Annotated in this window: 12 protein-coding genes; 8 read left to right on the top strand and 4 right to left on the bottom strand. The window is 42.7% G+C overall.

Annotated elements, in window-relative coordinates; genetic code table 11:
- Positions 1-164 precede the first annotated feature (164 nt).
- The gene (locus QUF07_RS05275) at positions 165-617 is read left to right on the top strand and encodes a GNAT family N-acetyltransferase (protein WP_054747309.1); all 453 of its coding nucleotides are present in this window, start codon (positions 165-167) and stop codon (positions 615-617) included.
- A 33-nt stretch (positions 618-650) separates the two neighbouring features.
- Here QUF07_RS05275 and QUF07_RS05270 read toward each other — a convergent pair whose 3' ends face one another.
- The 3 genes from QUF07_RS05270 to QUF07_RS05260 all read right to left on the bottom strand — a co-directional run bounded on the left by QUF07_RS05270 (position 651) and on the right by QUF07_RS05260 (position 5,529).
- Positions 651-1,760, bottom strand: a complete 1,110-nt coding sequence (locus QUF07_RS05270; protein WP_289426931.1) for an acyltransferase family protein — start codon at positions 1,758-1,760, stop codon at positions 651-653.
- A 125-nt stretch (positions 1,761-1,885) separates the two neighbouring features.
- A complete protein-coding gene (locus tag QUF07_RS05265) occupies positions 1,886-2,353 on the bottom strand; it encodes a C40 family peptidase (protein WP_054747311.1) in 468 nt (155 codons plus the stop codon).
- A 464-nt stretch (positions 2,354-2,817) separates the two neighbouring features.
- Entirely contained in the window at positions 2,818-5,529 is a 2,712-nt protein-coding gene (locus QUF07_RS05260; RefSeq protein ID WP_289426930.1) for an MMPL family transporter, read from the bottom strand.
- 158 nt (positions 5,530-5,687) lie between these two features.
- On the opposite strand from QUF07_RS05260, the gene QUF07_RS05255 reads away from it, so the two are divergent.
- The 4 genes from QUF07_RS05255 to trxA all read left to right on the top strand — a co-directional run bounded on the left by QUF07_RS05255 (position 5,688) and on the right by trxA (position 8,557).
- Positions 5,688-6,665 (top strand): linear amide C-N hydrolase, encoded by a 978-nt coding sequence (locus QUF07_RS05255; protein WP_289426929.1) that lies wholly within the window; start codon positions 5,688-5,690, stop codon positions 6,663-6,665.
- 40 nt (positions 6,666-6,705) lie between these two features.
- On the top strand, positions 6,706-7,323 hold the full coding sequence (locus QUF07_RS05250; RefSeq protein ID WP_289426928.1) for a glycoside hydrolase family 73 protein: 618 nt from the start codon (positions 6,706-6,708) through the stop codon (positions 7,321-7,323).
- A 168-nt stretch (positions 7,324-7,491) separates the two neighbouring features.
- Complete coding sequence (locus QUF07_RS05245) at positions 7,492-8,250, top strand: TerC family protein (RefSeq protein ID WP_289426943.1); 759 nt, start codon at positions 7,492-7,494, stop codon at positions 8,248-8,250.
- Positions 8,228-8,557: a thioredoxin gene (trxA, locus tag QUF07_RS05240; protein WP_217164845.1), complete on the top strand. Its 330-nt coding sequence runs from the start codon at positions 8,228-8,230 to the stop codon at positions 8,555-8,557. The genes QUF07_RS05245 and trxA overlap by 23 nt, the downstream gene beginning before the upstream one ends.
- Here trxA and QUF07_RS05235 read toward each other — a convergent pair.
- Complete coding sequence (locus tag QUF07_RS05235) at positions 8,550-8,939, bottom strand: hypothetical protein (RefSeq protein ID WP_217341495.1); 390 nt, start codon at positions 8,937-8,939, stop codon at positions 8,550-8,552. The two genes, trxA and QUF07_RS05235, sit on opposite strands and share 8 nt — an antisense overlap.
- Positions 8,940-9,028: 89 nt before the next feature.
- Here QUF07_RS05235 and QUF07_RS05230 point away from each other — a divergent pair, with 89 nt between their 5' ends.
- From QUF07_RS05230 to apf, 3 genes are all read left to right on the top strand, one after another.
- A complete protein-coding gene (locus QUF07_RS05230) occupies positions 9,029-9,583 on the top strand; it encodes a GNAT family N-acetyltransferase (protein ID WP_289426927.1) in 555 nt (184 codons plus the stop codon).
- A 256-nt stretch (positions 9,584-9,839) separates the two neighbouring features.
- Positions 9,840-11,240: a Na+/H+ antiporter NhaC gene (nhaC, locus tag QUF07_RS05225; RefSeq protein WP_217165305.1), complete on the top strand. Its 1,401-nt coding sequence runs from the start codon at positions 9,840-9,842 to the stop codon at positions 11,238-11,240.
- Between the two features lie 233 nt (positions 11,241-11,473).
- A complete protein-coding gene (gene apf / locus QUF07_RS05220) occupies positions 11,474-12,067 on the top strand; it encodes an aggregation-promoting factor (RefSeq protein ID WP_054747319.1) in 594 nt (197 codons plus the stop codon).
- Positions 12,068-12,629 lie beyond the last annotated feature (562 nt).

Here is a 12,629-nt window from a genome sequence, read left to right as displayed (position 1 = left end):
AAGCAGGCTGTAATTTGTGTCATTAATGCATTCGTTTTTCTCGTGGCAGTTTTACGATGTGAGTTTAACATCCAGAATCACCCTTGATTTTGATTGCCGCCCAGCCCGTTCACCACACATATTTTATAAGTATTTGCAAAACTAATTCACTAGGTAGGTACATTTTGAAATTTAAAGAAACAGATCAACTTGATGACATATATCACGATGCCCGAACCATTCGCCACCATGTATTTGTAGGTGAGCAGGGCATCGATGAACATGATGAATTCGATGGTACTGATTCGCAGGCGGTGCACTTTGTTGCTTATGTAGATGGTCAACCGGTGGCAACCGCACGAACGACGGTAACTGATGAGGGTGTCCATATCCAACGGGTGGCAACCGAAAAAGAGTTCCGGCATAAGGGTTATGCCAAACAATTATTACAGTACATCTTGAATGATAAGCGATTCGCGCAAGTCTCCCGTTTCTATCTGGGAGCCCAGGAAACTGCAGTTGGTTTCTATCAGACATTGGGTTTTCACACATATGGCGAGCCATTTGTGGAAGTCGGCATTAAGCATCGACAAATGGAAAAGCTTGACCGCCATCATTCAAATCTTCATATCAGTTGACACACTTGAGAAATCGAGTGTGTTTTTTTGTTTTTAGAGTGGAATACCAATCTTTTTAATCCAAGTGAGGAGCCGCTGCCACCCAAAATGAATGCCAATCGCCGAACCAAATGACAGTATCCAAGTGCCGATGTAAATCACAATCATTCCGACAATTGGATTTCTAGTGACCAACGTTTTGCCAAAGCTGAGCCAATAAATTTGCTGCCAAAAAACATTAGAGAGAAATGCTTTATAGGCAAAACCTGCCAGATAGTGAACGACTCGAGTGATTGCCAGCCGTTGCCTAATTTGGTGAAAGGCGATTGCCAAAATTAACAAAATAATCGTCAAATCATAAATAGTCATTGAAGGTTTGTAATAAATAGCGTTGGTTAATTTTACAGGTAGGCCAAAGTGAAACAGTTCGAGGTTGATCCAGTAGAAGCTGCCACAAGCAACTCCTAACAACAATAACCAGTAGTGCTGCAAAAATTGGGCAACTAGATGGTGATAGTGCCACGTGAGGGTGCCACCGATACCATAAATGATAAAGCTTAGAAAGAACCGATCCAGCAAGTACCAGTGAGTCATATAGGGACCATGAAAGACGAGCCGATCGTACAGCCATAACCACCCAAAATAAACAAGGGCGGTCACTGACAGGGCGATGAGGCCCCCATATGGATTCGCTTGGCACCACTTCACCAGCTGCAAAAATAATGGCATCAGCACAATGAACTGTAGCATCATCGTATTGTACCAGAGGTGAGGAGCCGCATTGCCATTAATGAACTGCCAGATAAATTGACCGAGAGTTTGATAGTGGTCGACTTGCTGCACCCCAGGCATCATCAATAGATAGATGCTTGTCCACCAAATGGTCGGGATCAATAACGCATGCCACTGGGTATTCAAGTAAGTGCGATAGTCCGGGCTGGCCGAACTTGTCCGAATGGTGGTGTACAAAATTCCGAAGATAAATGCTGGTGCAGTGAATTTAACCAGATTGTACGCGACCCCAATGCCGATCTGGACTTGGTTACTTGGATGGGTGGTCAAGGCAAATACAAGAATGGTTTGGAGCATGACAGCCGTGCAGGCGAAGAGCTTGAGGTAATCACCAACGTCTGTCATATTTGAATTGGATTGTGATTCTGGCATAGGACCGGTCCTTACTGTAAAGGCTATGATTTTAGTCAAAGAAAAAAGAACTGGAAATCGTTCCCAGTTCTTTGAAATTTTATGTGATTGATAGTTATTGAATTGTTGGATGTAACGAGTGAAGGTTAATCGAAATCAGTTACGTGAGCTGATCCAACGTAGTTCCACCATGGTGCTTTAACGGCTTCAGTAATCACACCGCGGTTTTGAGCATCGATCATTTTACCATTACCGACGTACAAACCAACGTGAGAAATTGCTGATGCGTTCCAGCCAAAGAATACCAAATCACCTTTTTGAAGGTTCTTGTATGAAACTTTCTGGCCGGCATTATATTGTGCTTGAGCGGTACGAGGAAGGGTAACATTAGCGCCCTTCTTGTAAACATAGCTGGTGAATCCTGAGCAATCAAATGATGAAGGACCAGTAGCACCGTACGAATATGGCTTACCAAGGTTTTGCTTTGCAACTTGGTAAAGTTGTGAGTAAGAAGCATCTGTATCAGCTTTTGATGCTGATGCAGTGCCAAATCCTGCTGTTAATAGTGCAAAGAATGCAACTAAACTTAAAATAATTTGTTTATGTAATTTCATTTTTCTTCAACAACTCCTATCAATGTACAGTGAATACTTTAACAAGAGATTGTTGCAATCGTGTAACAAACAATTTGCAATGCAGTTAAAAGAAACTTAAGGAATGAAACATTCATTGTGATATTGCAAATTGAACGCTCTTAAACGTTATAATGACGGGAATAATCAGTTTCAATTAATATGACAAACTAGCCGACTGGTCGCCACAACTTTGACTGGTTTTCGGGTGGATTAATGTAAAATAACCCATTTTGTTGGTCAGTGAGCAAATCAATAACCGGCAGCTGCCCAATTGTTGGGATCAATCAAGTCAAGATTTCAACGGGTTGGCAATGATGACTCGCCTTAATCAGAACGACAGACTGATTCAAATCTACATAGTTCTGTAACTTAAGAATAGCAAAAAAGAAGCCGAGGCAAACGATCAATTTTGCTTTCAGCTTCCTTGAGAAGGGTAACTATGATTATTTATTTTTCAACATATTCTTCTTACTTGGTAGGGTGACCGATAATTTACCAAGGGATGAAACGATCAATGGTAAGACAAGGTAATAAACGAAGACCGTGTAAATGACAATCAAGGCAATTTCGATCAGAGCAAACGAGGCGCCAAAGGTCAACGCAATTGACAAGCCAACGGCAACTAATATGATGTATCTGACAATCTTGCCGTAACTAGCCATGGTCGGGCGAATCCAGTCAAGCATCGACAACTCCGTGTATCTAAATGACAATCCCAAGGCAATGATTTGCCAGGCCGCAATCGCTGTCAGAATCGAGACGGATATTAATGGCACTTGCCAATCGAATTGATCGACGTTGGTAACAAATCGCATCGTGATATAGGCAAGCTGAAAACCAGTGGCTGCCGACATCAAGAAGGCGATGGTCCAGTAGAATGGTTGAAGAATCGCACGGCTAACGATAAAGACCGCCGCCATCACCCCTATAATGACGATTGCCAATAATGACATGAAATGATGACTCAACTTAGATTGGTTAATTGCTTGAGACACCGGTTCACCAGTCATGGCAACTTGATCATGGGCTAATGGAGTTCCCCGAAGCTGCAGGTTGACCTGATTTTGTAATCGCTGCACTTGTTTAATGTTGGACTCACTCGATGGCGCATTTTTCATGACCACTTGGAGCGTGGTAATCTTTTTGTTCGCACTGGTGTAGTTCAACATGGTTTGCAAGAAATCAGTATCCGTTAATTGAGCTTTGGTAATATAGTAAACATTAGCAGCTCCAGATTGTTGCAGGCCATTTAAGTAATCGTAAATGTCATTCAGCTGAGAAGTCGACGAATGGACCTGACCACTGACCTTCTTTAACTGCTTTTGGACTTGATCAATCTGTTGACTGTAATTCTGTAGATTGTTGTAGCTGTTTTGACCATAGTTTTGAATAACCTGACCTTCAGCACTCAATTGACTGAGTCCTGACGAAACGGCTTGGAGCGATTGATTTAACTCATTAATTTTTGTTTGGTAAGCCCGAACTCGACGTGAGGCGCTTTGGCGACCGGCAACCCCGGAATTTGCAGCTGCCTGACTCACTTGAGAAGCGAGGTTACTGCTATCGCGGATGACTTGATTACTCTTCTTCACTAGCTTGGACATGTCTTTTACTTGTTGCTTCAGGGCTGATAAGTTAAGGCTGCTATTGCTATTTTGGATGCCACTTGAAGCTTGTGATAATTGACCAGTAGCCTGTTTTGCATTGAGGCCAATTGACTGGAGCTGACTTGAGACGTAGTACTTCTCAATTGGCATGCCCCCTGGTTGAGTCAATGAATAAACGGCACTAACGCCTTGCGTGTGTTGTAATTTGCTGGTTAACGCGTCAATGTGCTGGAGATATTTTTCGTTATCCAACGGCTGATCATTCTTCAAATAAATCGTAATTGGGGTTGCTTTGCCCGCCGAGAAATGAGCTTGGAGGAGTTGAGCACCCTTTACGGCCTGATTGGTTTGGGTCAGGTTGGTCATTGGAGAGAAGTTTAAGCTGTTGTGATAGAAATAAATGAATGGCAAGGTAATGTAAAGGACCACCAGGAAACTGGCAATCGGCTGCCAGAGTGAGAATTCGGTTGCGCGGGACCAAAAATGAGATTTCATGGCAGTGAGTGGCGCATTTGATGGCCAAAATAGACTCTCGCCCAGTGCAGCGGTAAAAACGGCGTTCAACGTGATAGTTGCCAGAATCAAAACTAGGTAAGTAATTCCAAGGGCCCATAGCGATTGGATTTGGTCGTAGTTAACGAAGTCACAGGCAAAGAAGATGATGGCGAGGGCCCCACCGACCACCGTAATTGGGAATCTGAGCGCAGCAATTGTCTGGGTAGTGGCATAACCACCTTCTCGCTGGAGCGCTAGGACACTGCGGAATTTACGATAAATGTAAATATTCCAAATCGTGCCGATTGTTAAAGTTGCGATGCCAATTTCCAGTGGCACGTATTGTGAATATGGCAAATTAAATAGCTTCGACAGGTGCAGTGACACACTATACGAAGTCACAAACGCCGAGAACAGGGTGATAAATGAAATCAGTGGTGCAAAGACCGACCTGAAATAGATGCCAACGATCAGCATTGATACGATAAATAACGCAATCAAAACTAATTGAGTGACTTGAGAGTTCTTTTGATTGTTAACATCACGGATAATTTCAGGGCTGGTAACGTAAGACTTTAGCCCGTGAACTTTGACTTGGCTGATAAGTTCGTTCGTCAAAACGCGGAGGGTGTTGCCATTGGCGTTGAGGTCCAAACTAACCATTTGAGTGGAGCCGTCCTTTGAGAGCATCTGATTTTTGCCGGCAACGTTTGTGCTTGGCGTGACAATCTTCTTGATGCTGTAATAGGATTTGTGCTGTTTGAGCTGATTAATTGTCTTGTCGATTTTGGCTTGTTGCGAATTGGTAATCTTGCCCGTTGAATTCTGATAGACAATATTAACCGAGGTGGTTCCCCCAAGTTGATAACCCCATTGCTGGCGAAGCTGGTTGGCTTTTGCTGGCTGAGAGTTGGCACCATAGCTCGGCTGACTGTATGATTGCAAGGCATCTGTTATGTTTGGTGCGGAAATAATTGCAATAAAAACAATAATCAGCCATACTAACAGCGTGAATAACCGATTCCTGTGTAATTTAATCATTGTGTCTTTCATTAAGTCGTCCCCTAATATGTATGTATGAAAAGGCTCATATACTAAGAGTTTACCATTTTATAACGGGTAACGCGACAGGTTTCCGGTGGATTTGGGCCGGAAAATGGCAATAATCGCAAAGAATTTTGGTTCAAATGAAGTTGAGAGGGGTGAAGCGATTGTGTACAAGTGTTTTTCAAATCGGGCAAACTGACGGTGCTCACGTTTTGGCAAGGACGATGGATTGGCCACGATTGGGCGCCCGACCGGTGTTTTGCCCCAGAAATTTTGTCTGGAATTCGATTTATGATGACCAGCAGTATACAACCAAGTACGCGTTGATCGGGTCCGGTGGTGCTCATGATCGGGAAATTGACGTCTCAGATGGCGTTAATGAATGTGGGTTGGCGGTTCAAAAGCTGACCTTTACCAACGGAAGTGAATTAGTCACCGAACCTGGAGCAGGCAAAATTCATTTGGCACCATTTGAGTTGTCCTTTTATTTATTGGCCAATTACCGCTCCGTCCAAGACATTGTTGATCACATCGAAGAAATTGAATTGATGGCAGATAAACACAGTTTAAAAAAATATGGTCACTCTGAATTGCATTTTGCCGCCTGTGATTCCACGGGTAGAAGTATTGTGATCGAACCGGTGACTTCACCGATTGAAATCATTGAGAATCCGCTGGGAATTTTGACAAACAGTCATCATTTTGACCGGCAAATTGAGCGGTTGGGAAGATATCTGGATTTTACGCCGGCATTTTTGAATCACGCTGTTCCATTGAATGCGCCAAGAGTGACCACTGGCAATGTTTCTGGAAAGTCGATTCCCCCTGGGTCGTATTCACCCGGATCACGATTCATTCGGGCAGCCTATCTCAAAGAAAGAATTGATTTGCCGCAAACTGAAAATGAAGCAGTTGATAATTGCTGGCATATTTTGGATTCAGTTAACGTCCCCAAAAGCCAAGAACACCAGCCGACATATTCGGTGTACCGAGCAGCGGTATGCTGTGAGAGCTTGAATTATTACTATCAGTCCTACCATGCCAAATCAGTGGTCAGAATCCAGTTGACCTCAGAATTAATGGCAAGCAATCAGCTCAAGTTTTTTGACGTTAAAGATAGGATTCAATTTGTCGACATTTAATGTATAATTGGAAAAGATGATTTGAACAGGGGAAATTGAGTTGCAGAAAAAGAGCTGGCACGTTAGTTTAATAATACTCGCTACGGTCTTGGTCATCGTGGGCGGATTGGTGGTTAGAAACAACTTATCTCAGCAAAGCCAGCAAACGCGGAATATCCCAACTTTGACAAAAAAGTCGACTCAATATTTTTCCAAGCAGCAAAAGGAAAGCTTCATTGACCAGATCGGCACACCGGCGATGGCCTTGTATAGAAGAAACCGGCAAATTTTACCCAGCGTGGTGATTTCACAGGCGATTCTGGAATCGCAGTTTGGAACGTCACTGCTGTATAAGACGGCTAACAACCCATTTGGGGTGAAAGGCACTTACAATGGCCGATCAGTGACGTTCTATACGAGAGAAGTCGAGCATGGTAAATCGATCAAAGTGTTGGCTCAATTCAGAAAGTATCCAAGCTTAAGGGCAGCATTGATGGATCACAATCATTTGGTTGCTGAAAAGTTCATCAGGCATAAAAATATCATGAGCTACCGCACATCAACGAATCTGTTACAACAGAATGGCTATGCCACCGATCCACATTATGCTAACAAATTGAATCATATTATTGTAAAACATCAGTTGTATCAATATGATTTGAAGGCGATAAATGAGTGAAGTTAAGCGAGAACGATCGATAAAGTCACCACAATATAAGTCGAAATTACCCATTTGTCAGATTGAAAATAAACGAATATTAATATCACTCACATTTTATAAATGGTAGAATAAAAGCTAAGGAACCAGTAACCACACAGACACATACTTCGGAGGGATGCTAAATTGTTGGATTGGGTTTCGAATCTGTACGGCCCGTTTTTTGATGCACATAATTGGTCGACCGTGATCACAAGCGGCAACGACTGGTTAATCATTTTGTCACTGGTCACAATCGAATGTTTGCTATCAGTTGATAATGCCGTCGTCCTTGCTGCGCAGACGCAAGCGCTTCCAACAAAAATTCAACGAGAAAAGTCATTATTTTACGGGTTATGGGGGGCTTACCTCTTTCGTTTCCTAATTATCGGGGTCGGAACGTATATGATCCATTTTTGGGAAATCAAAGTCATTGGCTCCCTGTACCTTTTTTATCTTGTCTACACATTCTTTCGAAAGACGCGAGTTGTCCGGACCCACAAGCTGGCCGGCAAATCTAAATCCGGTTTGTCACTATTCTGGTCAGTTGTCATCCAGATTGAATTCATGGATGTGGTGTTCTCAATCGATTCTGTGTTGGCATCATTAGCCATTTCGCCCAACCCGGTTATTGTGTTGATTGGTGGGATGATTGGTATTTTGGCAATGCGGGGAGTTGCGGAGGTCATCATGAAACTCATGGCAATTATTCCGGAACTACAGCCAATGGCCTATATTTTGATCGGGATTATTGCCTTGAAATTATTCCTCTCAATTCCATTGATTGATATCGAAATTCCAGCATCTGTATTTGGCCTGATCGTCATTGGGGCGGTCATCATTACCCTTATTATTCACTATGTACGGAAAGGACGGCAAAACCAACATGAGCGTTCAGATAACTCCTGAAAATTTAGAAACCCAAGTTGCCAACAAGCTCACCGTCATCGATTTTTGGGCACCTTGGTGCGGTCCATGTAAAATTCTGGATCCAATCTTGGCTGACCTTGAAAGAACCTATGGGGACAGAATTAAGTTTGCAAAAATGAACGTAGATGGCAATCAAGTCATCGCCGAAAAGTATCATGTGCTGAGTGTTCCCAGCCTGGTCGTCTTTAAAAATGGCAAGGCCGCCGAAAAGGTCACGGGGGTTTACCCGAAAGAAAAGCTTGCCAAATATTTTGACAAGAAGCTCCAAGAAGTTGACGCTATTTAAAGGGCTTGATGCCTTGCTCTGCGGCCTGTTTGGATAATTTGGTATTTAAAATGTCGAGCCCCTGCAGTGGGAAGTTGAACAATGGGGCAATGAGGTTGGCTTTATTGGGATCCGGGACGACTTGGCTTTCCTTTAAGTTCGGCAGCATTTTTGCCAAATCGGTTTGGGTTAACTTCAACTGGCGGGCGTAATAGATCACTTTTTGGAACACCAAATTTTTGAACCAGAGATAGTATACAATGCCTGCCGCTGCAACATACCAAAAGACGGTCCACGTGATGCCAATTTTGGCTGGCGATAAGAACCCGATAAAGATTGCCAAGAATACAAAGATACAATATGTTAGAATGCTAATAAGCATTAATTTGACTTTAGTGGACATGATTTGCCAACTTTCTAATTGGAATTTGGAACATCGTTCAGCTACAATTATAACAATAACCATAAAAAGATAGATAGTGAGATGAAGTTTTGAAATTTTCAGTAGAAACAATTAGGCCAGATGATTATGTGGCTGTTCGTGGGATTATTGCGGATAGTTACAAAAATGATATGCCGAACACTGATGGTGACGAGGTGGACATGGTTGACCGTTTGCGATCATACTCTGAGTATTGGGATAACTTTGAAGTCGTTGCCAAAGATCAAGATCATCAGGTGATTGGTCACGCATTGATGATTCCGATTCAGGTGAGCTCACCATGGCATTCATTTGATATCGTTTCGATCGTTGAGATCAGCGTGGGCAGCGAGTATCAAGATCAAGGAATTGGCCAAGCAATGGTGACTGAACTTGAAACCAGAGCCCAGTTAGCAGGTTATCCTGCTGTGAGTGCGATTGATAATTCTGACTTCTTCTTCAAGAATAATTATGTGCCTGCTGATAATTTTGATATTTATTCATCATTATCAATTGACCTCAACGCCAATATGATCAAACCATTATTTGACGGCAGCCTCTTTAACAAGGGTGGTAAGGTTTATTACCCTGAAGAGTTCTTTGGCGTTCGTAATACCGAAGCTTAATTTCGAATCATGACTTCATATTAATCAGTAGTAAGGATATCTGGGCGTCAGAAAGTCGGTGGGTGCTGCGAATCGATCAGGGTATCATTATGAATTACGTAAAGTTGAATTCCGGATAATAACTAGAACCGATATCATCTAGTGAGGAGCCTTTTGGGGCTTGAATTTGGGTGGTACAACGGTCGCGCGTCCCTGTCACATGTTATGTGTGATGGGGATTTTTTGTGCTTAAAAAATGAATTGAGGAGAACTAAAAATGCAAATAAAGCACCAAAACAACAGAATTGGATTGATTGAAGGCATTATTGTCTTGCTGGGCATGCTAATTATTATGGGAATCAGCGTGATTAAGTTTCAAATTTCACCAGAAATCCCCATTTTATTTGTGATCTTATTACTCATTGTTTGGGCAAAAGCCCGGGGATTTTCGTGGGATTCTGTCAATCAAGGGATTATTAATGGGATTACCACCGGGATTATTCCGATGTTTATTTTTATTTTGATTGGAGCTTTAATCAGTTCCTGGATTGCAGCGGGAGTGATCCCATCACTGATGGTGTTTGGCTTCCATATGATTAGTGCCGAATGGTTTTTACCCTCGGTATTCCTAGTCTGTACAATTGTGGGAACGGCGATTGGAAGTGCATTTACCGTTGTATCGACGATTGGAATTGCCTTTCTTGGAATGGGGCTGACGCTCGGCATCAATCCGGCGATGATCGCTGGGGCAGTTATTTCTGGGGCAATTTTTGGCGATAAGACCTCACCATTGTCTGATTCAACCAATTTGGCATCGGCAGTTGTTGGGGCTGATCTATTTAGCCATATTCGTAATTTGATGTGGTCGACGATCCCGGCATTTTTGACCTCGCTAATTGTTTTCTTCATTATCGGGCGTTCAAATGCGCAATTGGACGAACGCGTGATTAATCACACTGTTAACGTCTTAAGCGCTCATTTTAATATCACGGCTTGGGCATTTCTTCCTATACTATTGATGTTTTTATGTGCCTGGGGAAAAATTCCGGCAATCCCGACGCTGTTTATGAACATTGTCGTGGCGGTTGGGATGATTTACGTGGATAAGCCGGGCACCAAGATTCAATCGATCGTTGATACTTTAACCAATGGGTTTGTTTCCCATACTGGTAACAAAAGCGTGGACAACTTACTGACACGGGGCGGCATCATGAGCATGATGGCGACAATTGCCTTGATTATTTCGGCGTTGGCCTTGGGGGGCTTGCTGATGAAATTTGGGATCATTGATGCAGTGATGCAGCCATTATCAAAGCGATTGAGTTCAAATGGGTCACTCATTTTAGCAGTGATCTTGAGTGGAATTGGGGTCAATTTGTTTGTTGGCGAGCAGTATTTGTCGGTAATTCTGCCTGGAAATGCGTTTAAATCAACCTTCACCAAAGCTGGCCTTGCTCCCGTTGCGCTGAGTCGGGCGCTTGAAGATGGCGGAACGGTGATTAATTATCTGGTTCCATGGGGAGTTGCTGCCGTTTTTGCAGCCAATACTTTGGGCGTTTCAACGATTCATTACCTGCCATTTGCGATATTTAGCCTGGCATCACCAGTATTTTCGATTCTGAGTGGCTTCACAGGCATTGGTTTGAAACATTTGAATAAAACCGAAAAAGCTGCATAAAGTTGACCCAATCGCATTGAAAACGCTTTGGAAAAACCCTCTATATTGGGCTCTTTGACAAACGTTACCTAACCATTACATTAATTACACACGGGCCTTTTTTCTTAACACTGTCGATATTGCATAGTAACACCGTAACTATACACTATGTATTGTTGATCGATGAGGTCGACAAAAAATCTAGACACAGAACACAGATATAGGAGTGTGTAATTTTGAAAAAAGTACTATCTATGATTCTCGCAACTTCAGCCGCAGCTATTGGTTTATTCTTCGCAGGTTCCGCTTATGCTTCAGCATCCACAATAGTTACAGTTAAGTCCGGCGATACAGTTTGGGGTATTTCACAACAATATAATACCTCTGTCGATGCAATCGAAAACGCCAACAGCCTTTCGGATGCAAATGTGATTACAGTTGGTCAACAGTTGACTATTCCAGGTGCAAATGATTCAGCAGCCGCAACAACATCCACTACGAACCAAGCTGCTTCAACCACTCAGGCACAAACTTCATACAGCCAACCACAAACATCAACAACTACTCAAGCATCAAGTAATTATGCAAGTAACAACAATACTTCAAATTACTCATCAGCTGCTTCAACAGGCGGCAGTGCTAAAGCTTGGATTGCCAACAAAGAATCAGGCGGTTCATATTCAGCACGTAACGGGCAATATGTAGGTAAGTACCAATTATCAGCTTCATATCTTCATGGTGACTATTCAGCAGCAAACCAGGAAAAGGTCGCTAACCAATACGTAGCAAGTCGTTACGGTTCATGGTCAGCAGCTCAATCATTCTGGCAAGCAAATGGCTGGTATTAAAAAATAGAGTGCTCTTCAAGCCGGTTAGCTTTTGAGCATTAATGGAATAACGGTTGACAACGCGTTTCTTGCGTTGTTGACCGTTATTTTATTAAGCGGAGAAAGCTGGCTTGAATGGCGCGTTTCCACTGTGTTGTGGAGAAAGTAGTACGCGGTTATATAAGAAATTCCCGTTAAAATCCTGGTTTTGGATTTTGATTGGGGCGCCTTTATTCAGTTAGCATCAGTTGGTCGGAGCGCGTTTCCACTATATAAGGGAGAGATGTAACCGGAATCTAAGATAAAGCACCGATGATGAAGGTATTTTGTTTATCGTCGGTGCTTTTACTTTGTGTAGTAAGGATCAGGGTCGCCGGAGCGCATTTTCACTGTGTCGTGGAGAAAGCTGGCTTGAATGGCGCGTTTCCACTGTGCGATAGTAAATATACGGTTTTCTGACGAAACGTGGATGACACTAGAGATGCTTTTCACAGCGTTAAGAAAATGGTTCTACAATATCTGTTGTTGGTAATAGATTTTATCTATTACTGATGACAGATTTTTTGTTTCTCGTTAGAATAAA

The organism is Lentilactobacillus sp. TOM.63 (genome assembly GCF_030361045.1).
Classification (GTDB): Bacteria; Bacillota; Bacilli; order Lactobacillales; family Lactobacillaceae; genus Lentilactobacillus; species Lentilactobacillus dabitei.
This window is presented reverse-complemented; position numbering and strand designations above follow the sequence as displayed.

Bases quoted from the DNA above. Each gene is read 5' to 3' on its own strand.
- QUF07_RS05265 (WP_054747311.1), bottom strand. From the start codon at position 2,353: ATGAAATTACATAAACAAATTATTTTAAGTTTAGTTGCATTCTTTGCA.
- QUF07_RS05270 (WP_289426931.1), bottom strand. From the start codon at position 1,760: ATGCCAGAATCACAATCCAATTCAAATATGACAGACGTTGGTGATTAC.
- QUF07_RS05260 (WP_289426930.1), bottom strand. From the start codon at position 5,529: ATGAAAGACACAATGATTAAATTACACAGGAATCGGTTATTCACGCTG.
- nhaC (WP_217165305.1), top strand. From the start codon at position 9,840: ATGCAAATAAAGCACCAAAACAACAGAATTGGATTGATTGAAGGCATT.
- QUF07_RS05235 (WP_217341495.1), bottom strand. From the start codon at position 8,939: ATGTCCACTAAAGTCAAATTAATGCTTATTAGCATTCTAACATATTGT.
- trxA (WP_217164845.1), top strand. From the start codon at position 8,228: ATGAGCGTTCAGATAACTCCTGAAAATTTAGAAACCCAAGTTGCCAAC.
- apf (WP_054747319.1), top strand. From the start codon at position 11,474: ATGATTCTCGCAACTTCAGCCGCAGCTATTGGTTTATTCTTCGCAGGT.